Origin of the sequence: Pelistega ratti, from assembly GCF_009833965.1 — a bacterium.
GTDB classification, from domain to species: domain Bacteria; phylum Pseudomonadota; class Gammaproteobacteria; order Burkholderiales; family Burkholderiaceae_B; genus Taylorella; species Taylorella ratti.
The window spans coordinates 863,052-889,451 of record NZ_CP047165.1 but is presented as its reverse complement, the minus strand read 5'-3'; the positions used below and the strand labels follow the sequence as shown (position 1 = coordinate 889,451).

At 35.6% G+C, this 26,400-nt stretch carries 23 protein-coding genes and 2 tRNA genes; 11 read left to right on the top strand and 14 right to left on the bottom strand.

Translation table 11 applies throughout. From position 1 onward, the window contains the following. Positions 1–253 precede the first annotated feature (253 nt). The gene (locus tag F9B76_RS03855; protein WP_159990926.1) at positions 254–748 is read left to right on the top strand and encodes a hypothetical protein; all 495 of its coding nucleotides are present in this window, start codon (positions 254–256) and stop codon (positions 746–748) included. Positions 749–843: 95 nt separating this feature from the next. Here the strand turns inward: F9B76_RS03855 and F9B76_RS03850 are convergent, their stop codons facing one another. Continuing rightward, on the bottom strand, positions 844–1,599 hold the full coding sequence (locus tag F9B76_RS03850; RefSeq protein WP_243140676.1) for an RNA methyltransferase: 756 nt from the start codon (positions 1,597–1,599) through the stop codon (positions 844–846). A 129-nt stretch (positions 1,600–1,728) separates the two neighbouring features. Here F9B76_RS03850 and F9B76_RS03845 point away from each other — a divergent pair, with 129 nt between their 5' ends. Both F9B76_RS03845 and F9B76_RS03840 read left to right on the top strand, forming a co-directional pair. After that, positions 1,729–2,505 (top strand): inositol monophosphatase family protein, encoded by a 777-nt coding sequence (locus F9B76_RS03845; protein WP_159990925.1) that lies wholly within the window; start codon positions 1,729–1,731, stop codon positions 2,503–2,505. 190 nt (positions 2,506–2,695) lie between these two features. Continuing rightward, positions 2,696–3,547, top strand: a complete 852-nt coding sequence (locus F9B76_RS03840; protein WP_159990924.1) for an undecaprenyl-diphosphate phosphatase — start codon at positions 2,696–2,698, stop codon at positions 3,545–3,547. 232 nt (positions 3,548–3,779) lie between these two features. Here the strand turns inward: F9B76_RS03840 and F9B76_RS03835 are convergent, their stop codons facing one another. From F9B76_RS03835 to dcm, 5 genes are all read right to left on the bottom strand, one after another. Next, entirely contained in the window at positions 3,780–4,589 is an 810-nt protein-coding gene (locus F9B76_RS03835) for a UDP-2,3-diacylglucosamine diphosphatase (RefSeq protein ID WP_159990923.1), read from the bottom strand. A gap of 2 nt (positions 4,590–4,591) precedes the next feature. Then, entirely contained in the window at positions 4,592–5,152 is a 561-nt protein-coding gene (locus F9B76_RS03830) for a peptidylprolyl isomerase (protein ID WP_235914901.1), read from the bottom strand. Between the two features lie 57 nt (positions 5,153–5,209). Continuing rightward, positions 5,210–5,893, bottom strand: a complete 684-nt coding sequence (locus F9B76_RS03825; protein WP_159990922.1) for a tetratricopeptide repeat protein — start codon at positions 5,891–5,893, stop codon at positions 5,210–5,212. Between the two features lie 141 nt (positions 5,894–6,034). Beyond that, positions 6,035–7,150 (bottom strand): phospholipase D-like domain-containing protein, encoded by a 1,116-nt coding sequence (locus tag F9B76_RS03820; protein ID WP_159990921.1) that lies wholly within the window; start codon positions 7,148–7,150, stop codon positions 6,035–6,037. Further along, positions 7,147–8,103 carry a DNA (cytosine-5-)-methyltransferase gene (gene dcm, locus F9B76_RS03815; protein WP_159990920.1) on the bottom strand — a complete coding sequence of 319 codons (957 nt, stop codon included), beginning with the start codon at positions 8,101–8,103 and terminating at the stop codon, positions 7,147–7,149. The genes F9B76_RS03820 and dcm overlap by 4 nt, the downstream gene beginning before the upstream one ends. Before the next feature lie 355 nt (positions 8,104–8,458). On the opposite strand from dcm, the gene cysS reads away from it, so the two are divergent. From cysS to tilS, 3 genes are all read left to right on the top strand, one after another. Then, positions 8,459–9,904, top strand: a complete 1,446-nt coding sequence (gene cysS / locus F9B76_RS03810; protein WP_201289375.1) for a cysteine--tRNA ligase — start codon at positions 8,459–8,461, stop codon at positions 9,902–9,904. A 197-nt stretch (positions 9,905–10,101) separates the two neighbouring features. After that, positions 10,102–11,061 carry an acetyl-CoA carboxylase carboxyltransferase subunit alpha gene (locus F9B76_RS03805; protein WP_159990918.1) on the top strand — a complete coding sequence of 320 codons (960 nt, stop codon included), beginning with the start codon at positions 10,102–10,104 and terminating at the stop codon, positions 11,059–11,061. A gap of 281 nt (positions 11,062–11,342) precedes the next feature. Continuing rightward, positions 11,343–12,389 carry a tRNA lysidine(34) synthetase TilS gene (gene tilS / locus F9B76_RS03800; protein ID WP_159990917.1) on the top strand — a complete coding sequence of 349 codons (1,047 nt, stop codon included), beginning with the start codon at positions 11,343–11,345 and terminating at the stop codon, positions 12,387–12,389. Here the strand turns inward: tilS and F9B76_RS03795 are convergent. From F9B76_RS03795 to F9B76_RS03785, 3 genes are all read right to left on the bottom strand, one after another. Beyond that, entirely contained in the window at positions 12,346–13,260 is a 915-nt protein-coding gene (locus tag F9B76_RS03795; RefSeq protein ID WP_243140675.1) for a DMT family transporter, read from the bottom strand. The genes tilS and F9B76_RS03795 overlap by 44 nt on opposite strands. Before the next feature lie 445 nt (positions 13,261–13,705). Continuing rightward, positions 13,706–13,783 (bottom strand) — tRNA-Arg (locus F9B76_RS03790). Positions 13,784–13,814: 31 nt separating this feature from the next. Beyond that, positions 13,815–13,892 (bottom strand) — tRNA-Arg (locus F9B76_RS03785). A gap of 295 nt (positions 13,893–14,187) precedes the next feature. Between F9B76_RS03785 and F9B76_RS03780 the strand changes: the two genes are divergently transcribed. The 5 genes from F9B76_RS03780 (at position 14,188) to F9B76_RS10510 (ending at position 18,640) form a co-directional block, all read left to right on the top strand. Further along, positions 14,188–14,346 (top strand): hypothetical protein, encoded by a 159-nt coding sequence (locus F9B76_RS03780; RefSeq protein WP_201289346.1) that lies wholly within the window; start codon positions 14,188–14,190, stop codon positions 14,344–14,346. Positions 14,347–14,424: 78 nt separating this feature from the next. Continuing rightward, positions 14,425–15,369 (top strand): Kiwa anti-phage protein KwaB-like domain-containing protein, encoded by a 945-nt coding sequence (locus F9B76_RS03775; RefSeq protein ID WP_159990916.1) that lies wholly within the window; start codon positions 14,425–14,427, stop codon positions 15,367–15,369. A gap of 11 nt (positions 15,370–15,380) precedes the next feature. After that, on the top strand, positions 15,381–17,075 hold the full coding sequence (locus F9B76_RS03770; RefSeq protein WP_159990915.1) for a site-specific DNA-methyltransferase: 1,695 nt from the start codon (positions 15,381–15,383) through the stop codon (positions 17,073–17,075). Then, positions 17,068–18,108: a virulence RhuM family protein gene (locus tag F9B76_RS03765; protein WP_159990914.1), complete on the top strand. Its 1,041-nt coding sequence runs from the start codon at positions 17,068–17,070 to the stop codon at positions 18,106–18,108. The genes F9B76_RS03770 and F9B76_RS03765 overlap by 8 nt, the downstream gene beginning before the upstream one ends. Positions 18,109–18,457: 349 nt before the next feature. Then, the gene (locus F9B76_RS10510) at positions 18,458–18,640 is read left to right on the top strand and encodes a DNA/RNA helicase domain-containing protein (RefSeq protein WP_159992083.1); all 183 of its coding nucleotides are present in this window, start codon (positions 18,458–18,460) and stop codon (positions 18,638–18,640) included. 162 nt (positions 18,641–18,802) lie between these two features. Here the strand turns inward: F9B76_RS10510 and F9B76_RS03755 are convergent, their stop codons facing one another. The 5 genes from F9B76_RS03755 to pepN all read right to left on the bottom strand — a co-directional run bounded on the left by F9B76_RS03755 (position 18,803) and on the right by pepN (position 26,364). After that, entirely contained in the window at positions 18,803–19,789 is a 987-nt protein-coding gene (locus F9B76_RS03755; RefSeq protein WP_159990913.1) for a hypothetical protein, read from the bottom strand. Positions 19,790–19,804: 15 nt separating this feature from the next. Further along, positions 19,805–21,721: a hypothetical protein gene (locus tag F9B76_RS03750; RefSeq protein WP_159990912.1), complete on the bottom strand. Its 1,917-nt coding sequence runs from the start codon at positions 21,719–21,721 to the stop codon at positions 19,805–19,807. Positions 21,722–21,810: 89 nt separating this feature from the next. Beyond that, positions 21,811–22,317, bottom strand: coding sequence for an SH3 domain-containing protein (locus F9B76_RS03745; protein WP_159990911.1), 507 nt, complete (start codon positions 22,315–22,317; stop codon positions 21,811–21,813). 331 nt (positions 22,318–22,648) lie between these two features. Next, positions 22,649–23,650 carry a class 1 fructose-bisphosphatase gene (locus F9B76_RS03740; protein ID WP_159990910.1) on the bottom strand — a complete coding sequence of 334 codons (1,002 nt, stop codon included), beginning with the start codon at positions 23,648–23,650 and terminating at the stop codon, positions 22,649–22,651. A gap of 17 nt (positions 23,651–23,667) precedes the next feature. After that, on the bottom strand, positions 23,668–26,364 hold the full coding sequence (gene pepN, locus F9B76_RS03735; RefSeq protein WP_159990909.1) for an aminopeptidase N: 2,697 nt from the start codon (positions 26,362–26,364) through the stop codon (positions 23,668–23,670). Positions 26,365–26,400: the final 36 nt, after the last annotated feature.

Below are 26,400 nucleotides of genomic sequence, written 5' to 3'. Positions count from 1 at the left end.
GTTGTATATCTACTGTTTTGGCTAACATTTCTATGGATTGTTAGCATTGGTATTGATAAGTATGGAGTGTAATGAGTTACAAAATGCCATCTATATATTATTTCCGATAATACTAGCTACATTAATACTGCTAAGATGTTGTCCCTTTGAAGTATTTCAAAAATATAATTCTACTTAGGAAATAATAGGGGGGAATGCCTAAAATAAAAAACTAGAATACTTGTTAAAAAATTAAGAAGGAAATAGAATATTTATGAGAAAAACAGTTAAAAATATACTAAAAAATTTTATTTTTATCGTTATAGCTATTATTTTTATATTCTATCTATTATTTGCTTTATTAACATCTAATGATAAGGAGTATAGCTACAACAGTGCGAGTGAATTTTTAAATTCTACACAGTTTTCATGGTATGTAGGTGAAATACTTGATAAGGGAGTGGATATATATCTAAAGTCATTTGTTGAAACGAGTGATTTAATTATTATTTTTCAGATAAGTAAAAATGATGAATTACCAAAAAGTAGATTCAGAGACATAATTTCAACTACTCATTCTAAGAAATATCTAACAAGATTAAATATTTCTCAAGATAAAATAGCACCTTTTATAGGCAGAGGAAAAGAGTTTTGTTTTACTGCATCAGATGGTAAAGATTACTTAGTGAGTAAATACTATAAAGAAAATAAAGCGAATTACTTGCTAACCAATCTTCGGAAAGAGAAAAAATTAGAGATTTGTCAATAAAAATAAAGGGGTATTACGAGATTAGGTGCATATTTCAAAGAGCCATATCATTAAAAAATATAAAAATAATATGAAAAAATAACTCATCTATATATTTATGATGAATCTTTTTTCATTTTAAGTATTTGTGTACATACACCACGCATCATATCGGTTTCTTCCTGCGTTAATTGGCTACGGTTAAACCAGTATCGCATTCTTGGCATTAATTTTTTGGGGTGGGCAGGATTTAGAAAATCAATATGTATTAAGGCTTGTTGCCAATGTTGTATGAGAGCTTCAACTTTTTCTTGTGGTGCATAATGAATAGTTTTATCGATAGGGGAGGTAGATTGCTGCTGTGTAAAGGCATAACGCAATTCCCATGCAGAAAGTTGTAAGGCTTGTGCTACATTTAATGAGCTATAGGCTGGATTAGCTGGAATGTGGCAAATACGGTGGCAAAGGCTGATTTGTTGATTATCTAAACCAATGCGTTCTGGCCCTAGGATAATCGCTATTTTATTCGTAATGGATTGGTGAAGATGGTGGGCTGATTCTTGAGCCGCTTGGCGAATATCCATAACAGGAGGCCCCATATCACGATCTCTTGCGGTTAAGGCATAAGATAAAGTAATCGGTGCTAATGCTTTTTCTAGGCTATCGACAACGATAATATTTTCTAAGATATCGACAGCCCCACTAGCTAAAGCAATTGCATCAGGGTGTTGATGTAAATTAGTGGTTTTGGGAGAAACTAATACTAACTCATGAAATCCCATGGTTTTAATTGCCCGTGCGGCTGAACCAATATTGCCGGGGTGGCTAGTTCCAACCATAATAAAACGTGTACCGTTAAAAAAATTTTGCATAAAAAACTTAAAAAATAAAGAAAAAGCGGATTTTGACTAGTATATAAGAACATAGTTCATTACAATAAAGGTTTGTTTGAAATAATGAAAATTCTTTTTACCTAACTCTTTAACATCATTGTATAAAAAATGCATCAATTGCTTACTATTGCCATGAAGGCTGCCCGTCGTGCGGGCAATATAATTAACCGTGCTAGTCTTGAATTAGAAAAAGTACAAGTGTCTCGTAAAGGCCCTAATGATTATGTCACTGATATTGATAGAGCCGCTGAAAATGCGATTATTGAAATCTTACTAGAGGCCTATCCTGATCATGCTGTTTTGGGAGAAGAAACAGGTTTAACAAAAGGAAGTAAAAGTGATCCTGAGTATCAGTGGATTATTGATCCTTTAGATGGCACAAAGAATTTTATTCATGGTCTGCCTGATTATGCAATTTCTATTGCGGTTGTGCAAAGAGGTAAAGTGATGCATGGTTTGGTCTATGATCCTAACCGTAATGAGATTTTTACTGCTTCTCGTGGTGTGGGTGCTTTTTTAAATGATCGCCGTATTCGAGTCAGTTCACGTTCTTATCTGAAAGATTCTCTCATTGCTGGTCGATTCCCTGTTCAGTCAAAAGATAAAAATGATTACCAGTTTTATAATCTTATTGAACAAACCAGCGGTTTTCGCCGTTTAGGTTCAACGGTACTTGAATTAGCTTATGTTGCCAGTGGTCGTTTAGATGGTTATTGCGGTGCTAATCTTCAAGCGTGGGATGTTGCTGCAGGTAGTTTGCTTGTATTAGAAGCGGGTGGTTTAATTGGTGATTTTGATGGCGAACAAGGCTGGATGAGTTCTGGTAATGTGTTAGCAAGCTCACCTAAACTATTCCCTCAGTTAGTTCAAGCTATCCAAGCATAGGGATAGATGACTGATGATGCCCTTTCAACCTGAATAAAACTGGTTGATGAGGGCTTTTTTTATACTTTAGTGAATTTACTTTACAAATTGAGTGGGTAAAGAGATTGATAGCGTAATGTGTATTTTATAAAATTAATAGTGGTATTTGCTTTTTATTTAATCTATAAAATACTTTAATTGAGAATAAACGATGCAGGATTTTATTTTTCTTTTGAAAGCCGCCTTTTTAGGTATTGTTGAAGGGATTACAGAATTTTTACCTATTTCAAGTACGGCACATTTATTGATTGTTGGTGATTGGATTGGTTTTGATGCTGGGCAAGATAAAGTCTATGAAATAGTGATTCAGTTAGGATCCATTTTGGCAGTGATGTGGGTATATCGACAACAGATTGCCAAGATTTGTGTAGGAACAATAAAACGAGAACGGACAGAGTTATTATTTGTGCGTAATTTATTACTCGCTTTTTTGCCAGCAGCGGTTATTGGGCTATTATTGATTAAATATATCAAACAATTATTAGATGGGCAGTTTATTGTCTATGCGATTACTTTGGTATTGGGTGGTTTGATTATGTTATGGGTAGAAAGTCGCCCTAGTATGGCTAAACATTCTACACAAAATGAGGAAGCTCTTTCGCATCAGACCCGTAAGATTGAAGATATTAGTATTGCTCAGGCATTAACCGTTGGTTTTGCTCAATGTTTAGCAATGATTCCCGGTACTTCTCGTTCAGGTGCTACGATTATTGCCGGTATGTTAGCAGGTATTCATCGTAAAACGGCAACAGAATTCTCTTTTTTTCTTGCAATGCCTACCATGATTGCTGCAACAGTATTAAGCCTATATAAGTATGGTGCTCAGCTAAGTCAAAGCAATTTATTGGCTATTATTATTGGTTTTATATTTGCTTTTTTTAGCGCCTTAGTAGTGGTTAAAGCCTTATTGAGCTTTGTAGCGAAATATTCTTATCGTCCTTTTGGGTGGTATCGTATTATCTTTGGTTTGCTTGTGGCAGCATGGGTGTTTAATCTTGTTTAAATTAGGTTGTATTTAAAATTATAGGTGAGAGAAGGAAACCATTACAAATAGTGTTGAGTCGCTCAAGCAGTTCTTCCGCTTTACTCCAGAAAACTCGCTTTATCAATCGCTATTTGTAGTATTTTCCTTCTTATCAAAATAGTTTTGATAAGTTAAAGATAATTTTTAAAATGATTTAAATTTAAAGAAAAATAAGGGCATTTGAGGGAAACCACTGTAAATAGTGTTGAACCTATGGTGTTAATGTATCAATAGAAGAAGGGATTGGCATTTTATGAAAGGCTAATCCCTCTTTTTTTATACAGAGATAACCTTGTCGCTGTGCATGGTCTATATCCCAGTCACTGAGTACAAAACGTTTTTTGTTAGGGTGATTGGGAATAGTGTGTATGGCTTCTTGATGGGTATGTCCGTGGATAATATATTGAATATCAGGATACTGCTGTAAAATAGTCTCTAGGGCTTCTAGAGCAATATCATAGTGTTGATGGTAGGCTTTATCTTGTTGTTGCTGTATAGAATGGCTGCGATGACGAAGAAATTGAGCGATAGCACTGCGCCATGAAAGTGGTAAGTGTAAAAATAGATGCTGAACCAAAGAGCAACGTAGGATACATCTTAATCGCATATATGATTTATCTTGTGTGCAGAGTTCATCGCCATGGCTGATAAAAATAGTCCCTGCCTCTGTTTTTAGTAAGCACTGTTCGGGTAATAGATGCATACCAACCTGCTGACAAAATGTTTTTCCGATTAAGAAATCACGATTGCCATGGATAAAATAGACAGGAATTTTTTGTGCACATTTTTTTAATGTGACTAAAGTCTCTTGTAACCAAGGTTCTTGGCTAGTGAGAGCAAAATCATCACCAAACCAAACATTAAAAATGTCTCCGGGAAGTAAGAGAGCATCTGCTTCATTCGATGCTTTTTGTAGAAATTGATAGAAGAGTTGATTGGTAAGAGGGATAGAAGGCCCCAGATGAATATCCGAGGCCACATAAAGTGTACCTGACAGGGTAAGTGTAGGCAACTTATTCACTATTATTCAACAATAGTCGCTTTTTCAATAATAACGTCTTCAACAGGTACGTCTTGATGGAAACCTTTATTACCTGTACGGACTCCCTCAATGGCATCAACCACATCTGTTCCCTCTACGACTTTACCAAAAACAGCATAACCCCAACCTTGTGGTGTAGGGCTAGTGTGGTTAAGGAAATCATTGTCATTTGTATTGATAAAGAATTGTGCACTCGCTGAGTGAGGAGCAGAAGTACGTGCCATAGCAATGGTATATTTATCATTACGTAAACCATTTTTTGCTTCATTTTCAATAGGAGCTTTAGTATCTTTTTCTTTTAGTCCCGGTAGGAAGCCACCGCCTTGAATCATAAAGCGTTTGATAACACGGTGAAAAACAACACCATCATAAAAACCGTCTTTTACATAGGATAAAAAATTTTCTGTAGTGATAGGTGCTTTTTCTGGGTTAAGTTCAAGAAGAATGTCACCTTTATTGGTACTTAATTTAACACGAGGATGCGCTGACATAGTATTTGTTTCCTTTGAAGGTTGAGCGTAAGTAGCTTGACTAATTGGCATTATCAACATACCTGCTATAACAAGACTACTTACATAAGAGTTAAATAAACGCATGGATTATTTTCCATCTAAAAATTGTTGAAGTTTCTCTGCTTTTTGCTGAGCACTTTTTGAGCCATTATGAGCGGCTTGATTAAATGATCGTTTAGCGAGAGCTGTATAAATAAGGCCAATATTCTGATTTGCAATAGTGTAATTAGGACGAATAGCCAGTGCCATCTTTAGGGATTCTAGTGCTTCATCAAAAGAACCTAATTTCATTTGAAGGGCTGCTTTATTATTCCATGGTTCAGCCAATTCTGGGTAATTAAAGGTCATCTCATTATAGATAGTGATAGCTTTATTAATATCCCCTTTGGCTGCATAGGCACGTGCTTTGAGAAAGAGTAATTGTACATCTGTCCCATCTGTGTATTGGTGATTGATAGTAAACTTGTCAATTTCTCGTAAGGCAATATCGTATTTCCCAGCATGAATCAATTGTTTGATACGTTCTGCCGCTTGAGAATGGGTTTCAGGGATACTGGTATCAATACTGGGTTCTAGATGCTTGAGGATATTTGCAACGGTTTCTGACCCCCCTTCAGCACTTGTAGTAGTGATACCTGTTACCGATGTATCTTCTGTATCAAAAATAGTGGCATTTTCTGAAAGAGGTGTGGAAGGCGGCACAAATTGGGCGGTAGCAATTGAGTGGCTTAACAACAAGCCAGTACCTAATAACAAGGTTAATTTATTCACAATAACTCCGATAATCACTGTTTGAATAGAGAGTTTACATTTGTTTAGGGGTGTAATCAAGTCTTTATGAAAGAGAGTAATTGATTTTTATAAATACTAAATTAAAAAACCTAGATTTTAAACTTCAAACTATAAATATCCTTATGTATTTGAAAATTCTCTATATGCACCAAATTTAGCTTTGTCTATTTTATATTCATTATTATTAAGTTTTGTAATTATTACACTATCACAATCCATAAGCTCTAATCTTTCCATTGTTGCTAGTTCTCCTTCATTTAGATTAAGTAATTGACGTAATAACCAATTTGCTAAAGCAGAGTTTGGATTGCTCATGAGAGCTTTGCTATTTTCTTGACATACTTTAGCACTTAATACTTGATTATCTGGAGTGATTAAACTAAATGGTTGATCTCTAGGTGGGAAAAAATTACTATAATTATTGTGAATAAATTTAGGAATAGGAATATATACTTCATCAAGACTACGTTTACGACCATTAGCATTCCATTGATTTAAACCACTATGTTTTTCAACATTATTTCTTCTAGTTGAGTATAGCGGTAATACCACTTGTGGTTTCTGATTTTGCTGTATATTATTTTTATTTTCTAAGGTATTTTTTAAGTTTAGTAGTAATTCATATGGTTCTGAGATAATTTTAACTGGAATAGAGTGATATTGTTGAGGAATAATAAATTTTTTGAATAAAGTACTTTTAGAAAAATTATATGTATAATCGTTTAAATTATCTGAAAATGATAAGCTACTTTCTGTTTTCCTAGTTACAGTAATTTGATTGATATTAATTAAATCATAGTTTTCCTCAAAAATACGAAGCTCTTCATCACGGCGTGTGACTAAGTGATATATAGCCTTTTCAATCCCATACATTCTTTTTGCAAATAATATTCGTTGATTTCTAGCATCAGCGATCATTTTTGCTAATTCTTTAGAATTATTAGATTGAAATGTTTTAGATAATTGATTAAATTCAGCTACTTTCTCAATACTTGCTTGTCGAGAACAAATGAACGTTTTTAAACCTATACCAATATTTTGATTTTCAACCGATAATAGGGCATCAAAAGCTGTATCATCACGACTTAAATTTTTAGCTTTTAATGCATGACAAAATAGATTTTCAGCGTTTCGGTAATATAAGTAGGGGACATTGCTATCTGAAAATAATCCTGATAGAGATGACATTATTTTAAGTAATTCAAGGTATTCATTGTTTATATGCAAATTGTTCATTTTAAAACCTTTAAAAAGTTTTCAGCTATACGTTTTACTAGGGGCATTGTTACACTATTACCTGCTTGCATATACAATTTACTTTTAGCAATTTCTGGAATTTTAAATTTATCCATGTTGTATCCCTGAAATGCAAAGCATTCCTTTGGGGTTAGTTTCCGAATTCCAAAGTTATCAAGTAATAAAGGTACATTATGTCCGCCAGTCCCCATATTGGCTGTTAACGTAGGGCAGAGTCCATTTTTATTTTCACGGACATAAACTCTACGCCATTGATAAATAGTATCTTGAGATTTTATATTCTCTCTTAATTGTGTAATATATTTGGACTTCTCGTAATAAAAAAAATCATCTTGTTTCTCTGTTTCTAGGATATCATGTATTGTTTTGGTTAATTTTATTTTTTCAGGAAAATAAAATTGTGCAGTATTTAGGTTAGAGTCATTATTAAAAGCAACAATAAAAATACGTTCTCTATTTTGGGGAATATTTGCATACTCGGCAGTATTGAGTACTTTAAAGTGTACGGTATAATTTAATTTGTTTTCTAAAATATCAAGAATAATCCTAAATGTATTTCCTTTATCGTGAGAAATAAGGTTTTTTACATTTTCTAAAAAAACTATTTTGGGTCTATGTGCTTGTATAATTTGTTCAATATCAAAAAATAATGTTCCTCTACTATCTGAAAATCCTTTTTGATAACCAGCAATAGAGAACGCTTGACATGGGAAACCAGCACATAATATATCAAAGTCTAATGGTATTTTAGCTTTAATTTCTGATTTTGTTATATCGCCAAATGGTTTAATTCCATGATTTGCTTCGTAAGTTTTTTGAGCATTTATATCCCACTCACTTGCAAAAACACACTTACCTCCCAATTCTTTTAGGGCAAAATGAAATCCACCAATACCAGCAAATAAATCAATAAAAGTAAATTGTTTTTTCATTACTAATTAGTCATTATATTAATAACTTTATAAAATCTTAAATTTAAGTCAATTCTTCTTTACTCTTCCATACAGAATTAAATTAATCTTTAAAGTAATTCATTATAGAGAGGCTAATATATCTATCATGAGAAAAACTCTTCAAGTTTGTATTCTATCTTAAATAAACAATGGTAGTAAACAGATATAGACAAAATACTCCATGCTGATTTTTAAGTGTAATATCTATCTTTCGCACGAATTGCACTGGGATTGTTATACTTAACGTTTTATTGTTATTTATAAGATACTCTAAAATAATATTGCAAACAGTAAAATAGATTATTATTTAGAAGTTTTATTCATTGAGAAAACCATTATGTTGATTTATAACTCTTTATCACGTCAAAAAGAACCATTTAAAACGGTTGAAGATAAAAAAGTGCGTATGTATGTCTGTGGAATGACGGTATATGATTTTTGCCATCTTGGGCATGCTCGAATGTTGGTTAGTTTTGATGTGGTACAACGTTGGTTACGTTTAAAGGGTTATGAAGTCACTTATGTGCGTAATGTGACAGATATTGATGATAAGATTATTAAAAAAGCAGTGACTACGCAAAAAGCATTGAAAGAAGTAACGCAGTTCTATACAGAGGCTATGCACGCTGATGAAAAAGCATTAGGCGTACAATCGCCTACTTATGAGCCGAGGGCAACGAATCATATTCCTGGTATGCTGCAAATTATCCATGACTTAGAACAAAAGGGCTTAGCTTATCAAGGCGATGATGGTGATGTGAATTATGCGGTACGTCAATTTGCTGGCTATGGTAAGTTGTCTGGTCGCTCTTTAGATGATTTGCGTGCAGGTGAACGGATTGCCGTTTCAGATAGTAAACGTGATCCTTTGGATTTTGTTTTATGGAAATCAGCCAAAGTAGAAGAGCCTGAGGATTCTAAATGGGCATCTCCCTATGGTTGGGGGCGTCCAGGTTGGCATATTGAATGTTCAGCAATGAGTAAGGCATTATTAGGATTACCTTTGGATATCCATGGTGGAGGGCCCGATTTAAAATTTCCCCATCATGAAAATGAAATTGCACAAACAGAGGGCGCTTATGGTGGTGCTTTAGCGAATGTATGGATGCACTGTGGTCCTTTGATGGTGGATAATGACAAAATGTCTAAATCATTGGGGAATTTTAAAACAATTCGAGAAACAATTGCTAAAGATATACCGAGTGATACGGCTACCTATGCCTTTAATCCTCGAGAAGCAGAGATGCTACGCTTTTTTATTGTACGGAATCATTACCGTAGTACACAGAATTTTACGCCTGATAATTTATTTGATGCGCAAGCAGCTTTGGATAGGCTATATCAAACATTACATAATATAGGCTTTGAGGAGGCTGAAGTAGATTGGTCAAATTGCTATGCAGCTGAATTTTCAGAGGCAATGGATGATGATTTTAATTCTTCTCTTGCGGTATCGGTTTTATTTGAACTAAATACAGCCGTTAATCGTGAAAAATCAAAAGTATTAGCAGGTCAGTTAAGAGCATTGGGCGGTATTTTAGGTTTATTGCAACAAGAGCCAGAGCAGTATTTACGTACAGCTACACGTTATACACGTCATGCCACCGCACAGCAAGATACTTTAGATGAAAACCAGATTGATGTCTTAGTACAAGAACGTACACAAGCGAAAAAGGATAAAAACTTTACGCGTGCCGATGAAATTCGTCAACTTTTAAAAGAAGCCGGTATTGAACTAGAAGATAAGCCTGGTGGTGTCACCCAGTGGCGTCGTATATAGTGAGTTTAAGTCAATATTGTTTTCTATAACTATAATCCTGAGAGGGTGATTAAGGATTTAGTATGGAGACAGTCATTAATAATGCATTACAAGGCTGGGAGAATATAGCATTACCGTGATACGTTGGTATTTATGGTATAGTTATGAAACTAGTAAGATATAATGCAAAACAGTTAAAAATATATTAGGTGCAACTTATGAAAAATACGTTTTTGGAATTTGAAAAACCCATTGAAGAATTAGAACAAAAAATAGAGCAACTACGTAATGTTTCTTCGGATTCAGCAGTGGATATTTCAGAAGAGGTGGCTCGTCTTCAACAAAAAAGTGAGTCATTAACCAAGTCAATCTACGAGAAGTTGACACCTTGGCAAACCGCTTTGGTGGCTCGTCACCCTCAACGTCCTTACACGATGGATTATGTGAATGCTATTTTTACGGATTTTCATGAATTACATGGTGATCGTATGTATGCGGATGATCTTTCGATTGTAGGTGGATTAGCACGTTTTAATGGTGAAGCGTGTATGGTGATAGGTCATCAAAAAGGACGTGATACAAAAGAGCGTGCCAAACGTAATTTTGGTATGCCACGACCAGAGGGATATCGTAAGGCATTACGTTTGATGCGATTAGCAGAGAAATTTAATCTTCCTATTTTTACCTTTGTGGATACACCGGGGGCTTATCCTGGGATTGGGGCAGAAGAGCGAGGGCAGTCAGAGGCGATTGGGCATAATTTATATGCAATGGCTGAGTTAAAAGTGCCTATTATTGCAACAATTATTGGTGAAGGTGGGTCAGGCGGTGCTTTGGCGATTGCTGTTGGTGATGTTGTACAAATGTTGCAATACTCGACTTATGCTGTTATTTCTCCAGAAGGATGTGCTTCTATTTTATGGCGTAGTGCAGAAAAAGCCTCTTTAGCGGCAGAAGCCTTAGCGATTACTGCTCCACGTTTATTAGAGTTTGGGTTAATTGATAAAGTGGTAGCTGAACCTGTAGGGGGGGCTCACCGTAATCATATTGCTATGAGTAAGGCCTTAAAACTTGCCTTAGCTGAAGCGATACGACAAGTAAAAGGGTTATCAACGCAAGAACTTATTGATCGCCGTCTAGAGCGATTAATGTCTTACGGTCGGGTACTAGAAAAATAAATCTATTTAGGTTAAAAATCTTTAAGAAAGGTAATTAAACCTAGATGGACTTTACTATAATGCTTATTTGCCTGGTATATCCATACTGATTAAAGGTAGCGGAGAAGGTAGATAAGCAAGTAGGTCTTTCGATCAAATAAGTATTTGAATAGCTTACTATCGTTATTTTTAACTTAAATTAATATGAATAGGATGTTAGATCTTATTGATATATTAATGATTACTATCAACTATTCTTTAAGTTAAAGCGAATCTATGGCTTGTGATATAGGGTCGTCATCTTGAATAATAAACCGTATCTATTGACAAAAGAGGCTAGTCGTTTATTATTGCCACTCACTGATTTATTTGCGACACTACAAGGAAAACGTGTTGCTATTGGTTTAAGTGGTGGGGTTGATTCTGCTATGTTAGCTGTATGTGCGACTGAACTTGCATCTCAATATAAGATTACGCTTTCTTTTATCCATGTGCATCATGGTTTAATGCCAGAAGCAGATGAATGGGTAGAAGAGTGTCTTACATTAGCAAAATTGCTTGATGTGCCTTGCTTTATCGAGCGAGTAAAGGTAGATACATCAAGTGGGCTTGGTATAGAGGGGGCTGCTAGAGAAGCACGTTATCAGGCTTATTATCATTTTGCTAAGGAACAACAAGTTTCTCATTTTTTATTAGCACATCATTTAAATGATCAAGCAGAGACTGTCTTACTTCGTTTGCTAAGGGGGAGTGGTGTTTTGGGTATGCGAGGTATGTTGAGTCATATCCAGAAAAAAGAAATTTCTTTTTATCGACCTTGGTTAGGGGTAGATCGTGCTGTTATTTTAAAGGTAGCTGAGGGATTTACACAGCAATACCAGTGGAAACCTGTGCAGGATAGTAGTAATATGGATAGTCGCTATAAACGAGGTGCTATCCGTCAGTATCTTAGTCCTTATTTGAACCAATTTTGGCCAAGTTGGAAGCAAAACCTTTCTCGTCATGCAAGATTAATGCAGGAAATGCAACAATTAGCTGATGATATGGCAAAAATAGACTTTGATGGTTTAGATATAAAAGATAATCAGCATAGCTTTTGTCTTAAAGCATGGAGAATGCTTCCCCCTTATCGTCAAAGTAATGTATTACGTTATTGGTTAAGTCTCTTCCAATTAGCAATGCCAAGTGAAAATCGGCTTAAAGAATGGCTTAAACAGTTAAGAGAAGTACATCAACTGGGCTTTGATCGAGAAGTTAAACTACCGCATGAGGGATGGGTTATTTTGATTAAAAAAGGGCGAGTCATTATTGTCGCTGACCAATATTCATCAGTAACATTCCAAAAATAGCTAGTGGTGCACCAATAAGTAGAGATAAGTGTAGGGGTTCACCTAACCATACCGCAGAAATCAGAATACCAAAAACAGGTACAAGAGAGGTATAAGCAGCTGCATTACCTGCTCCTAGTGCTTTAATACCATTGAAGTACCAAGCGTATGCTAGTGTAGTAGAACCTAAAGCAAGACAAATCAGTGCGATATAACTCTGTGATGGTGCTTGTAAAAAGCTTTCCCATGCTGACTGACCTTCAACAGTAATACTAGTTATTAATAGCAAAATAGTCCCAAAAATACTACTTATGGTAGTAGCAGTGAGTGAGTCAATCCCTTTTAATACAATACGTCCTAATAAGGTATAAGCTACCCAGCAAATAACTGCTGTTAATAAAAGATATTCTCCTGTATGTAGATTGCCAGAGAGAAACCGTATTGGGTGTCCTTGTGAAAGTGCATATAAAGCCCCAAAAATAGCGAGAATAATACCTAGAATAATTATTTTGTTTAGTTTTTCTTTGAGAAATAAGGCGGCAAGTATTAGGGTAAAAGCAGGATTTAAAGCAATAGCAGCAGAGGCCTTACCAGAGGGTAAGTATTGCAATGAAGATAGAAAACAAATAGCGTAAGCAAAAACGCCTATTACCCCTGTCGCTAAAAGCCCTATCCATTGTTTTTTAGTGAGAGAGCGAGCCGCTTTAAAATGATCATGATGATATAGCCATATGATAAGCGCACCACTGGCAATTAAAAATCGTAGGGTGGAAGCGGTAATAGGTGGAATCGTTTGTGCCAGTATTCTTCCCCAGGGCCAAGATGCTCCCCACAATATAGCCATACCAAGTAAACGTAAATGAACGCTTAATAGGGGAGATACTGCTGACATATAAAAACCTTTTATAGTATATAGAAAATGCTTTTATGGGAAAAGAGAAAAATGGAAAGTCTATTATATCAGCTTGAATAAGTGTAATGAAATTGATAGTAAAAATTAAATGTTAAAAGTATTTGAATGGTAAGAATTGAAAGAGAGGGTATGTAATGTTTAGATATAAAATAAACTGGGAAGAGAGTGGAATGGATAAAAGATAGGAGTCGCTTATTATTTAAGTGAAGTATTTGCTACGCATTATATATTTTAAGGGTAATACAGATATGTTGGTAAATAGAGTTTGTTTAATTTGGGGGTTGACGTGGGAATATCGTTATCTTGAATAATAAGTTAGAAGGGTAAGAAAGACGATATTGGGTGGTTCTAGCTTTTGTTGAAATGGGGAAACAAAAAGAGGATAAAAGAAAACGAACTTGGGAATACCCCAAGTTCGCTTGTCTGGCGCGCCCGGCAGGATTTGAACCCACGACCCCTTGGTTCGTAGCCAAGTACTCTAATCCAACTGAGCTACGGGCGCTTAACTTTTTAAGGAGATATATTATGAAATTTGGCGCGCCCGGCAGGATTTGAACCCACGACCCCTTGGTTCGTAGCCAAGTACTCTAATCCAACTGAGCTACGGGCACGTTAAGAGTTTAATTATGCATGAGAATAGTAGTTTTGGCAAGAAAAAAGTGGTTTTTATGATGAGTGTTGTTGTTTTGATACAAATAATGCTGATTAAGGGGATTGAACAGTATGGTTTTAAGAGGTAGGGCATAGGAGGTGATTGTTATGAGTGAAGTAATAAGGATATATAGGGGAAGTAGAAGGAATTTTTTGTTTAGGAGTATAAAGAAGGGATTGTTGGTTTTTTATAATATAATTTTAAAATATTTTAACTAAATATAAATTCTAATAAATTATTTATAGGAGGTTATATTGCCAGATTTACTTACTCCCCATCAAGTGAAATATTATGTCTGGTTGCTCACTCGTCAGGCGGAAAATGGAAGTATTGATTCTCTAGCAAGTACGTTAGTTGATTCTCAAGTAGATTTAAATCCACATCAGATTGATGCAGCCTATTGGTTCTGGTGATACAGTTTGTTTAGATAGGCTTTCTCATTATCTATATATTCGTTCAAACTCTGATTATAAGAGTGATAAGGAAAAATCATGAGTACAAATACTAAAAAACAAATTAAAGAAATACAAGCAGAAAATTTTAATGATTGGTTTGTATCATTTTGGCTGATAAAAAGAAAGACTCCAACAGCTATCAAAGAAGCTTCGTATCATGCTTGGCGTGTCGATATGGATAAAAAACTGCCTACTCGCTTTAAAGGTTACCTGAAAAATCAACTTCAAGGGAAAGAGTTTCATGTTGAGAAATATGATTATAGCAATGCAGACTGTGATGATGTATTGCTAACAATTGATTCTGGTATTACGGATTTTGAAAAAGTTGAGCTGGAAATAAATAAAGGTTTTGATAATCCAAGAGTAGATAATCATAAAGATCTGCTTAATTCATGGGCTTATGTTATTTTGTTTGAAAAAGATGATAAAAAATTGTATGCCTGGAAAAAAATCAATATGGACACACAGCCTAAAAAGGTGGCTTCAAAAGGGGTTCTGTTTTTTATAAATAAAGAATTGGTTGATCCTGATGATAAAGAGGTTTTTGTTATTTATCCAAATTATGATTTTTTTGTTTATGAAGAGACAGTATTTATAGCGAGCAAGAAACAGTTTGAGAGTTCCATGAATTTTCGTGAAGGAATGAAGAAAAAGTCTGCCGAAGTTATAGACGATTTCAAAAATCTTGCGACTTTTAAAAATATAGAATTGATTGAGCAGTATGTTGGCAATAATCTACATCATCTGCGAAAAATGGTTTCTATATTAAAATCCAGTTATTATAAACAACTTGATTATCTTAAAAAATTAATTGCTGTCAATAAAAAAGAAAAATGGGATTTGAAGGTGGAGAATGGGCAGATTGTAGTTGAAGAAGAAACAATAGATTTATTATTAAAACTGCTTAATAACGATCGTTTGCGTTCTCCTATCAATGACGAAATATTTGATGCTGCTGCAAAATCCAAGGTTAATAAATAAGGTGTAAAGTTATGAACAAACAAAAATTAGAACTCACTTGGATAAGCAAAGATAAATGTCCGAAACTGGAGTCGCGGATTTTATTGGAAGATGCGGAGAAGTCGTATCATACGCAAGTGCGGTCGGAAAATGATCTGTTTGATAACCGGCTGATTTTTGGTGATAACCTGCTGGCACTCAGGGCATTGGAGCAGGAGTTTGCGGGTAGGGTGAAGTGTATTTATATTGATCCTCCATATAATACTGGAAATGCATTTGAGCATTATGATAACGGGCTGGAGCATTCGATTTGGTTGGGGCTGGTGCGCGACCGACTGGAAATTATTAAGCGTTTGCTGGCGGATGACGGTTTGCTGTGGATAACCATTGATGACAACGAAGCACATTATTTAAAGGTGTTGTGTGATGAAGTGTTCGGGCAGGGGAATTTTGTTTCCAATTCTATTTGGCAAAAAAAGTACTCGCCACAAAATAATGCAAAGTGGTTGTCTGATAATCATGATTATATTTTGGTTTATGCCAAAAATAAGGATATTTGGAGACCTAACCTTTTACAACGCACGGACGAGGCGGAAGCACATTATAAAAATCCTGATAATGATCTGCGTGGGATTTGGAAATCAACTGACTTTTCAGTAAAAACATATTCTGCTGCAAATGATTATCCGATTACTACACCCACAGGGCATGTAGTTAATTCACCCAAAAGTAGATGTTGGGTTACGTCAAAAGAATGTTTTAATGAGCTGGTTGCTGATAATCGTATTTGGTTTGGGAAAACAGGTAATAATGTCCCATCATTGAAAAAATTTCTCACAGAAGTTAAAGAAGGAATGATAAGCCTGACAATTTGGTTGCATGAAGAAGTTGGACACAATCAAGACGCAAAAAAGGAAGTTAAACAATTTAATGCTGAAGATGTATTTGATACCCCAAAACCCGAAAAACTCTTACAAGGTATCATTCATCTAGCCTCCAACCCCGGCGATCTTGTCCTAGATTCTTTCGCAGGCAGCGGCACCACCGGTGCAGTTGCCCATAAAATGGGGCAACGTTGGATTATGGTCGAGCTGGGTGAACATTGCCATACCCATATTATCCCGCGTTTGCAAAAGGTGATTGACGGCACAGATCAAGGTGGAATTTCTAAAGCGGTGAACTGGCAGGGCGGTGGTGGGTTTCGTTATTACCGCTTAGCGCCGACTCTAATAGTGAATGATAAATGGGGTAATCCAATTATTAATCCTGAATACAATCCTAAAATGTTAGCGGAAGCACTGGCTAAACTAGAAGGCTTTACTTATCAACCATCTGAGACTTTATGGTGGCAACACGGCTTTTCCAGTGAATGTGATTTTATTTATGTGACGACACAAACGTTATCTGTGGAACAATTGCAAGTATTGTCAGATGAAGTAGGGGATAACCGAACCCTTTTAGTGTGTTGTGCGGCTTGGCGTGGTATCACGATAGTTCAAGCGGCTGAACGCTTTGAGAATCTTTCTTTGAAAAAAATTCCTAAAATGGTGTTGGCTCGTTGCGAATGGGGGCATGATGATTACAGTTTAAATATTGCTAATTTGCCTATGTCTGAAGAGGAATCAGCTTCCTCTGAAATTAATTTTCCAACCCCAATAAAAACCAAAAATAGTAAAAGTGCGGTTGGAAATCAAGGTGTTTTATTTGAAGAGGGATATAATGAGTAAAACAGCAAAAAAACGAGAGATTTCTATTACCCGATCACCAACGGCGGAATATTTGACATTTGTTGCAGCCACGGGAGGGAGTTCCCATTCTGTAGAAATGAGATATGAAAATGAAAATATTTGGCTTACTCAAAAAATGATGGCGACGCTCTATGATGTTTCCATTCCTGCCATCAACCAGCATCTGAAAAGGGTTTTTGATGATGGCGAACTTATTCCTGACTCAGTTATTAAGGAATACTTAATAACTGCCGATGATGGTAAGCAATACCGTACTAAACATTATAATTTGCAGGCTATTATTGCTGTTGGTTTCAAGGTTAATAATGAACGGGCGGTACAGTTTCGTAAATGGGCAGGGCAAATTGTTAAAGATTACACTATCCAAGGCTGGACGATGGATGTGGAACGCCTGAAAAAAGGGCATATGTTTACAGATGAATATTTTGAGCGGCAGCTGGAATATATTCGTGAAATTCGCCTGTCCGAGCGCAAGTTTTATCAGAAAGTAACAGATTTATATGCTACAGCCTTTGATTATGACAAACAGGCACCTACTACGCGTGAGTTTTTTGCTTTGGTACAAAACAAACTGCATTGGGCGGTGCATAGACATACCGCTGCAGAGTTAATTGTTGCTCGAGCTGATGCCGATAAGAAAAATATGGGACTGACTTATTGGGATGCAGCACCGAATGGGAAAATTATCCGTTCTGATGTATCTGTTGCCAAAAATTATTTAAGCGAAACTGAAATGAAATATCTTGAACGGATTGTTTCTCTTTATTTAGATTTTGCTGAGCTCCAGGCAATGCGGAAAATCCCAATGTCTATGCAGGATTGGGCAAAACGTCTGGACGGTTTTCTTGAGTTCAATGGCAATGAAATCCTGACCGGACCGGGAAAAATTTCACATGAACAGGCAAAATTGCATGCCGAAAGTGAATTTGAAAAATACCGCATTGTGCAAGACCGCTTGTTTGAAAGCGATTTTGACCGCCTATTAAAACAAATGGATAAGGAAAACGGATAATGACCACAAGAATTCAAAACCATATCAACAGGTGCTTGTCTTTGCGCGCACCACAGGTAGAGAGAAAAGCTATTTAAATATAACTTGTATATCGTATTTTATGAGAGTAGATATATGTATATATTAAATAGTTTATGCAGTTTTAACTAGTTTGTCATTACTTTATATCTACTTTATAGATATTTGGACCTTATCCTGTTAGTACCTTGGTAAATTACTATTTACTTGCTTGGAATATATCTTTATTAATTTATCTTATGATAAGACAGATATAGGATATTCGTAGTATTTTTATTATGAAAGTAATAAATGGCATTATCAATCTTTTAAAGGAAGCAAGTGGCAAAATATTAATAAAGAAGAGGATAGACAGTTTACTAAAAATGCATATCGTGTCTTATTGACTAGAGCACGCCAAGGAATGGTTATTTGGATTCCAAAAGGTAGTGATACTGATAGTACACGTTTAAGTAAATTTTATGATAATACATATCAGTATTTAATATCTTTAGGTATTGTAGAGCTAGAATAAATATATTGATGAGGAAAGAGGAGGGATGTTGCTCTTTACCGTATCTAATAAAAAGGATAAATGATAAGAGAATATTGTTGGTATTTAGGTTGTGTATAAAGATATAACATAAAAAATGGCGTAAATATTTACTTACGCCATTTAAGCCAAGGTAAATTAAGTTTAATCTAAAAACTCAATAGAGATAATATTATCCTTTTGGTAAAGCATTCCTCTAATACCTCTAAAAATCATACCACCTAAAAGTCTATCGATTGTAATTGGATGTTCAGGCGTTATATTGATGGTTAATGATTGATTTTTTAATAAAAGAAAATCTTTGAGATTATGGTAAGCGTCTTTCGAATCTTCTACTTTTATAAAAACTTGATTGTCTGGATTAAAGTTAGATAAGCAAGCATTAACAATACCATCAATTTTTTCCTGATAATGTTTGTTTTGTGTTTTTTCAATATCTTCTGAAGGAAGAGGGGTTGTGTTATAGCGCTTAAAAAGATTTACAACACGTTCCATACCTGAGTCATCTTTGATGTGTATATTGGCTTTACTTAATGCGACTTTTTCAAGTGCTTTTTCACCGCTCATTGCCATTGAAAAAGCGAACTCTTTGGTAGATGGCTTGCTTTTTTGATTAAGTAGATTAAGTATAGGCTTAGTATTATTTAAATCAAATGATAGATTGAATTGTGCAACATGGGGAACATTGTAGTCAGCATTAATACTTCCTTTATTTTCTATTGCATTAACCTGAAGTCGAAGATGAGAGAGGGTTGGTTTAAAATATGCCGTCTCATGTGCCAAGGTACGGGTAATGGCTATTATCCCTTTACTGTCATCTATACCAATCGCTTCAATATCGATGGCTTTAGCGTCTTCAGTGTTCTCATAGTGATGAATAATGACTTTTTCAATGGTTGTTAGTAGGGACTCTTTCTTAATACTTACTTTATCAAGTGTTACTGTTCCAAAAGGAGATGCCTTAATATGATCATACTGAACAATGGACTGTAAACCTGAATCAGAGAGAAAGGTATTTATTTTTTCTTCTGCTTTATTCGTAGCAATAGAAGAGGTGATAAACCATCCTGCTACTAGAATAATCGTACTAGCAGTAGGAATTAAAAAACTTTTTTTAGATAAGAAATTCATATAGTACCTCATGGATTAATGATGGTTAGCCACTTCATCAATTAATGCTTTGGCTTTAACAGGATCCCAATCTGGAATTCCTTCGGTATAACGTATTAAGGCGGTAGGATTTAGCATATCTTTACAACCTTCTTCTTGGCAAGGGTAAATATGGTCTTTTTCTTTTAATGTTACTAAGGTGATGGGGAGTCCTTTACTATCAAGTGTTGTTTTATCAATTTTTTGATGTCCCTTTAGTAAATACCAACCTTTTGCTAAGTCGCCTTTATCCAGTAAATGCATTTCATAAGGAAATGAAATAATAGCATGACCATCTTTGCTATCTGTAATATGAATAATACTAGAGAACTTTTCATCATAATCCTCTTCATAAAGATTGTCATAGTTTGTGCTAAGAAAAGGTACGGTATAGCGAATATTCTGATAAATCATGGACTGTAATGATTGCTCATCAATTACTTTTGTTTTAAGCGAATGGTATTTTTCTAAACGCTCTTGCTCTTGGTAGGCGAGTTGTTGCTTTTGTCGAAAAGCTTTACGGCGTTGTTGCTCTTCTCGTTGATAAACATAATTATCAGCTGTTTTTAAATTATATTGCCAAGGAGTATCTTTTTTAGAAAATAAGGGTCGCTCTATACGAATAGAATAAAGCCGAGGATTTATATCGTAGAGACTAAAATCAGTAGGTAAATCATCTAAGAAAGTGATTCTGAAATCATAGTTAAGGTTGGGATTAGCCTTAATAAAACGTTGCATTGCCGTATCGACTTGAGGACGAATAAAATCTACTTTTTTAAAATTATCCATTGGTAATGCGGTGAGGATTAAAAAATGATCCTGTATATTAAAAAAAGGAAAATTAGTGTATGTTTTTAATTCAGTAGGAATAAAATAATGGCTTTTGTCTTGTGTATTAGATCCATAAGTGAAGAAATAAAGGTTGTTATCTGTATTGATAAAATTGAGATTATCTAACTGTATATCTCGAATTTCACTACTAAAGGGTAAACCATGTTGGAACCATAGTTTAGCTTTATCACTTAGAGCAACACCATCTGTACGGATAAGTGAAATTGTTCCTGCACCATGTAAATACCCTTGACTATCGCAAATAGCCCCTGTGGTTTCAACGGTAGTGGATTTCCAATCTTGTTCAATTGTTTTTTTTGTATTAGGCATTAACACAATACACCCATTTTGATCTTTAAGTGCTGTAAAGAGTGTTTTATAGTGTTGTTTTTGCTCTGGGGTGGGAGGAGTCCATGAACCAACAGAGAAAGCTGCTGTATGAATAAGATTAGTCTCTTGCTTAATAGGGTCAGTGTGTTGATTTGGACTCGTATTCTCTTTTGTATTTATCGCTGTTGTGGTCTCATTAGTGGTTATAGTAGTAGGTGTTTGATGGGGTATTTCAGCTGAGGAGGTTTCTTTATTTGGTGTATGATCAACGATTTCAGCTGATATGGTAGTCGATAAAGTATTTTCTACCGTAGTAGTATTACCTATGCTATCTATATTAGTATCTTCTGTAGCTATATTAGTATCTTCTGCAGCTATTGGTGTATTGGTTGTTGTTGGTGTTGTAGCTGTTGAATATTGCCAACCATTGGCTTTTGTTGTTGTGCCTTTTGCAATAAGACTGCCTTGGTGATTAAGATGTTTCCAGTGAATCGTTTCTACAGTAGGGCATTTGAGTGCGGTAAATAATTTATCCAATTTGGAAAATAGGGTAGGAACACTATCAGGCTTTGTTGTATTTCCCTCTAAAAATTGTAAATGAACCGAAGACTGGCACCAAGAGTCTTTTGTTGCATTTTCTGCCACAATTTTAATGTCTTCTTTTTTGGAGTAACCCACTTGATAGCTTGTTTCTTGTGCAAGAGTGGTTGAACCGTAAATGCTTAGTAGTATTACTATCATCTTTTTCAGCATGATAACACCTAATAAATAAAGTAAAAGAATATGGTAAAAAGGACTATGTTCTATTATTGACATAGTCCTTATTTATACAAAAAATTTTATTAAAGTTCGTCTAAATTAACGCCTTCTTCTTTGGTTTCTTTCGTCAGAATAGCATCAATATCTTCGCCTTCTTCTTTTTTAGTTTTGTTATTGGCTTTGGTATTTGCTTTATGAGTTTTGTTAGGCGCTTTGAGCTCGGCAGCAGATAGTTCTCTGACTAAAGAGCCATGCACATATCCTACAATACGTCCACGACTTTCAACCGCAACCCAATTGTCTTTGGTATAGCCAGCGACCAAGAAACGCTGTCCTGCTGGAAGTCCACCCACAATAGTCGCTGTTTTTCGTGGGCCTGAACGAACATTAGAGGATTTTAATGTTTTATAATAAACCGCTCGACCATTAGGATCTTTGCTGTATAACTGCACTCGCTCTATTTGTGTTCCTTGGTATGTTTCAGCATAATTTCCCTGTTTGTTATAACCAAAGAAATCTTCTAATGTTTTACAACCTACTAAGCCTATACTGAGAATAATGGCACTTAGTAAAAGTTTTTTAGATAGCATAAGTTGTTCTCTCTGATAAATAATGAAATATATTGTTAATAATATACCAGAAATGATAACAAGAAATAAATAAATTAATCATTTTTATAGAAATTATTAGGATATTCATTTTAGATTTAAAGAAAATTTTGTAAATTTTTATGAAGTAATTAAAGAAATATATTCCTTTTTCTATGCTATTGCTTTTATTTTCAATTTAAATGAACATATACTAACTCTCCAATAAAAAAAGAGCAAACTGCAATAGTTTGCCCCCTTTCAATAATTCAGTGTATCTTAACTTTACTTAATAAGATAGAATGAAGAAGATTACCTTACTTTTCATCAAGTATTAAACAAAATACTGTTTAACGGTTTCGACCTCATTTTTAGAGCCAAGAATAACACTAACTCGTTGATGTAATTGACTAGGCTGAATATCTAGGATGCGATTAACTGTATCAACTGAAGCCCCACCTGCTTGCTCAATTAAGAAACTCATTGGATTTGCTTCATACATCAGACGTAATTTACCTGCTTTATTAGGGTCACGTTTATCCCAAGGGTAGAGGAAAATACCGCCACGTTGGAGAATACGATGCACTTCTGCTACCATAGAGGCTACCCAACGCATATTAAAGTCTTTCCCTCGAGGGCCTGTTGTTCCTGCTAAACAATCATGAATATAATTTTGAACAGGAGTATCCCAGTGACGGCTGTTTGACATATTAATTGCAAATTCTTTTGTTTCGGTCGGAATTTGGATATTTTCTTGTGTTAATAGCCAAGTACCTACATCTTTATCCAAGGTAAAGCATACAACCCCATGGCCAATGGTAAGCATAAGAAGGGTTTGAGGACCATAAAGGGCATAGCCTGCTGCTACTTGTTGTGAACCAGCTTGTAAGAAATCGGCTTCGGTTAGTTCTCTATTAAAGCTATCTTCGGGGGCTTTAAGAATAGAAAAAATAGTGCCAATAGAAACATTGACATCAATATTAGAAGAGCCATCAAGTGGATCAAAGAGTAATAGGTATTTGCCTTTGGGGTAGTTATTAGGAATCTTATAAATGGTATCCATCTCTTCTGATGCCATACCTGCAAGATGTCCTGTCCATTCATTGGCTTGTAATAAGATGTCATTTGAAATAACATCCATTTTTTTCTGAGCTTCACCTTGTACATTGTCTGTCCCTTGATTGCCAAGAACGCCACCTAAAGCTCCCTTAGCAACAACATGAGCAATACTTTTGCAAGAGCGAGCAATTCCTTCAATCAAGGCTTTTAAGTCTTCTGATAATAAAAAGCCTTGACGTTGTTGTTCAACCAGATATTGAGATAAAGTTTTATGCATTTTATTCTCCGATGCGATTAAATACTAAGGGCTTTTTCGATAATTTCTGTGGTATTTTTCGATAAAGCGGTCTGTTGAGCGATAGATTGTAATGCTTTTTGCATTTGTGTTTTGTGCGGTTCAGCAAAGCGTTGCCAGTTATCCATTACGCGTGCAAAGCGTGCTGCCACTTCGGGATTAATAGCATCTAAAGCAATGACTTGTTCTGCCCAGAATGTATAGGCTTCACCATTATTCTGATGGAAGGCTTCAGTATTATTCATGCAGAATTGGAAAAGTAAGGCTCTTACTCTATTTGGATTGCGTAAAGTAAAGAGAGGGTTATCCATCAGTGTACGAATAGTTTTAACAGATTGAGCAGAAGTTGCTTGTAAAGCAAACCATTTATCCATCACGAGTGGATTATTTTCAAATCGTTGATAGAAATCTTGGTTAATTGTTTCGGTATCTGCCTTATCTGCATAATGAAGTAAAGCACTGATAGCACCCATTCTATCTGTCATATTTTTAGCCTGTTGATATTGTGTCTTGGCAAGAGCTATACCCTCAGGGTCTTTAATAGAAAGTAGATAGTTTAAACTTAAATTTTTAAGGCTGCGTTTACCAATACTAATCGGATCAGGTTGATAATCTTCTTGTGTATGGTAGTGTTGGTAGGTACTTATCCATATATCTCGGTGTACGGTGGCAAGGGATTGACGGACAAATTGTAGTGCTTTATTTAGCGCAAGTGGCGTAATAGGATGTAGGCGTTCTAATAATACTTTTTCAGAGGGTAAAGCAAGAATCCATGTGCGATAAGCAGCATCTAAAAGAGGATCGCTTAAATTATGTTGCCAAACCTGATGAATGATAGGATTGAGGGCAAGTGATTTCTCTTCCTGAATACATTGTGTTAGACGTAGGATTTCTCGGCTAATAAGTTCTTGAGTGGCTTCCCAGCGAGCAAAAGGATTACTATCATGTGCACATAGTACAGCTAATTCTTCAAAAGAATAATCATAAATAACAGAAACAGGTGCAGAGAAGTCGCGCAAAAGTGAAAGAATAGGACGCTCTTTAATACCTTTGAATACCCATGTTTGAGAAGGCACTTTAAGATCAAGTAAAACCCCGTTTTGTAGAGTAGGTGTAATATCTTCTAATCCCCCAATATTAAGAGGAATCGCTTGTCCTGCTTGGTTAAGCATACCGATATGGAAAGGAATATGGAAAGGTTTTTTCTCCATATCCGCTTGTAATTTTTCGACACCAACCTTATCACAATGTTGTGTGAGAGTAATACTTGCGGTTTGTTGGTGTGCATCATAATCAAGTTGTACATTAACCGTTGGTGTACCTGCTTGTGAATACCAATGGCGGAAAACACTAAAGTCTTTTCCAGAATGACGTGCTTTATAAACGCTTTCCATAGCATTGACAAAATCATCGCACGTTACTGCCTGTCCATCATGACGACGGAAGTATTCTTGCATACCTTGTTGAAAACCTTCTTCACCAAGTAGGGTGTGCTGCATACGGATAACCTCAGCCCCTTTTTCATAAACGGTCATGGTGTAGAAGTTACCAATCTCTTGATAGCTATCAGGTCGAATAGGGTGAGCCATTGGGCCTGCATCTTCTGGAAATTGTGCTGCGCGTAAATGGGTAACATCTTCAATACGCTTAACAGTTCTAGCGCTTAGTGCAGCTTCTGGTGGCAATAGGCGAGCAGCCATATCCGCAGAGAACTCTTGATCGCGGAATACTGTTAGCCCTTCTTTGAGGGATAGTTGAAACCAATCTCTGCAAGTTACTCGATTACCTGTCCAGTTATGGAAATATTCGTGACCAACAACAGATTCAATCCCCATATAGTTTGCATCTGTAGCAGTTTCAGGGTCAGCAAGAACATAAACAGCATTAAAGATATTTAGCCCTTTATTTTCCATTGCCCCCATATTAAAATCATGGGTAACGACAATCATAAAGCGGTCTAAATCAAGTTCAAGATTAAAGCGTTTTTCATCCCATTGTATAGAACGCTCTAGACTATCTAATGCCCAAAGTGTCTGATCACCACTTCCTTTATCACTATAGATTTGAAGTAAAACTTCTCGTCCTGAGCGTGTATGGCTTGTTTTTTCACGAATATCAAAATCACCAGCAACAAGGGCAAAAAGGTAGCAAGGCTTTAAGAATGGGTCATGCCAAACGGCTTGATGACGACCATTATCAAGGTCTTGACTAGAAATGAGATTACCATTAGAGAGTAGATAAGGGTATTGTTTTTTATCCGCTTCAATCGTTACAATGTATTCACTCATTACATCTGGACGATCAGGGAAAAAGGTAATACGTCTAAAACCCTCAGCTTCACATTGTGTGAAAAAACTTTGACCTGAAACATACAGACCCATTAAGGTACTATTAGCACTAGGGTTGCAACTAGATACAATTTTAAGATCAAATTCTGTTTCAGATGGCTTGAATTGAAGTAAATTATCGCTATATTCATAGGATGTCAGTGCTTTTCCATTGATGTAAATAGCTTGTAATTCAATATCCTCCCCATTGAGTACCATTGTTGCATTATGTTCTTTCGTAATAACGTGCATTGTGTTGGTGACAATGGTATGTTGTGGTTCAAGTGCAAAGTGCAGCTGAACACGTTCAATGGTAAAGGGATAAGGACGATAATCTTTACGATAAATTGTATGAGAAGAGACTGACATTGATTAATTCACCCATAAAAAACAGAAAACGGTTAT

What these genes read in the sequence shown, in the direction of transcription:
- F9B76_RS03855 (WP_159990926.1), top strand. Translation starts at nt 254, where the DNA reads ATGAGAAAAACAGTTAAAAATATACTAAAAAATTTTATTTTTATCGTT.
- F9B76_RS03850 (WP_243140676.1), bottom strand. Translation starts at nt 1,599, where the DNA reads ATGCAAAATTTTTTTAACGGTACACGTTTTATTATGGTTGGAACTAGC.
- F9B76_RS03845 (WP_159990925.1), top strand. Translation starts at nt 1,729, where the DNA reads ATGCATCAATTGCTTACTATTGCCATGAAGGCTGCCCGTCGTGCGGGC.
- F9B76_RS03840 (WP_159990924.1), top strand. Translation starts at nt 2,696, where the DNA reads ATGCAGGATTTTATTTTTCTTTTGAAAGCCGCCTTTTTAGGTATTGTT.
- F9B76_RS03830 (WP_235914901.1), bottom strand. Translation starts at nt 5,152, where the DNA reads ATGCCAATTAGTCAAGCTACTTACGCTCAACCTTCAAAGGAAACAAAT.
- F9B76_RS03820 (WP_159990921.1), bottom strand. Translation starts at nt 7,150, where the DNA reads ATGAACAATTTGCATATAAACAATGAATACCTTGAATTACTTAAAATA.
- dcm (WP_159990920.1), bottom strand. Translation starts at nt 8,103, where the DNA reads ATGAAAAAACAATTTACTTTTATTGATTTATTTGCTGGTATTGGTGGA.
- F9B76_RS03805 (WP_159990918.1), top strand. Translation starts at nt 10,102, where the DNA reads ATGAAAAATACGTTTTTGGAATTTGAAAAACCCATTGAAGAATTAGAA.
- F9B76_RS03795 (WP_243140675.1), bottom strand. Translation starts at nt 13,260, where the DNA reads ATGTCAGCAGTATCTCCCCTATTAAGCGTTCATTTACGTTTACTTGGT.
- F9B76_RS03775 (WP_159990916.1), top strand. Translation starts at nt 14,425, where the DNA reads ATGAGTACAAATACTAAAAAACAAATTAAAGAAATACAAGCAGAAAAT.
- F9B76_RS03770 (WP_159990915.1), top strand. Translation starts at nt 15,381, where the DNA reads ATGAACAAACAAAAATTAGAACTCACTTGGATAAGCAAAGATAAATGT.
- F9B76_RS03765 (WP_159990914.1), top strand. Translation starts at nt 17,068, where the DNA reads ATGAGTAAAACAGCAAAAAAACGAGAGATTTCTATTACCCGATCACCA.
- F9B76_RS03755 (WP_159990913.1), bottom strand. Translation starts at nt 19,789, where the DNA reads ATGAATTTCTTATCTAAAAAAAGTTTTTTAATTCCTACTGCTAGTACG.
- F9B76_RS03750 (WP_159990912.1), bottom strand. Translation starts at nt 21,721, where the DNA reads ATGCTGAAAAAGATGATAGTAATACTACTAAGCATTTACGGTTCAACC.
- F9B76_RS03745 (WP_159990911.1), bottom strand. Translation starts at nt 22,317, where the DNA reads ATGCTATCTAAAAAACTTTTACTAAGTGCCATTATTCTCAGTATAGGC.
- F9B76_RS03740 (WP_159990910.1), bottom strand. Translation starts at nt 23,650, where the DNA reads ATGCATAAAACTTTATCTCAATATCTGGTTGAACAACAACGTCAAGGC.
- pepN (WP_159990909.1), bottom strand. Translation starts at nt 26,364, where the DNA reads ATGTCAGTCTCTTCTCATACAATTTATCGTAAAGATTATCGTCCTTAT.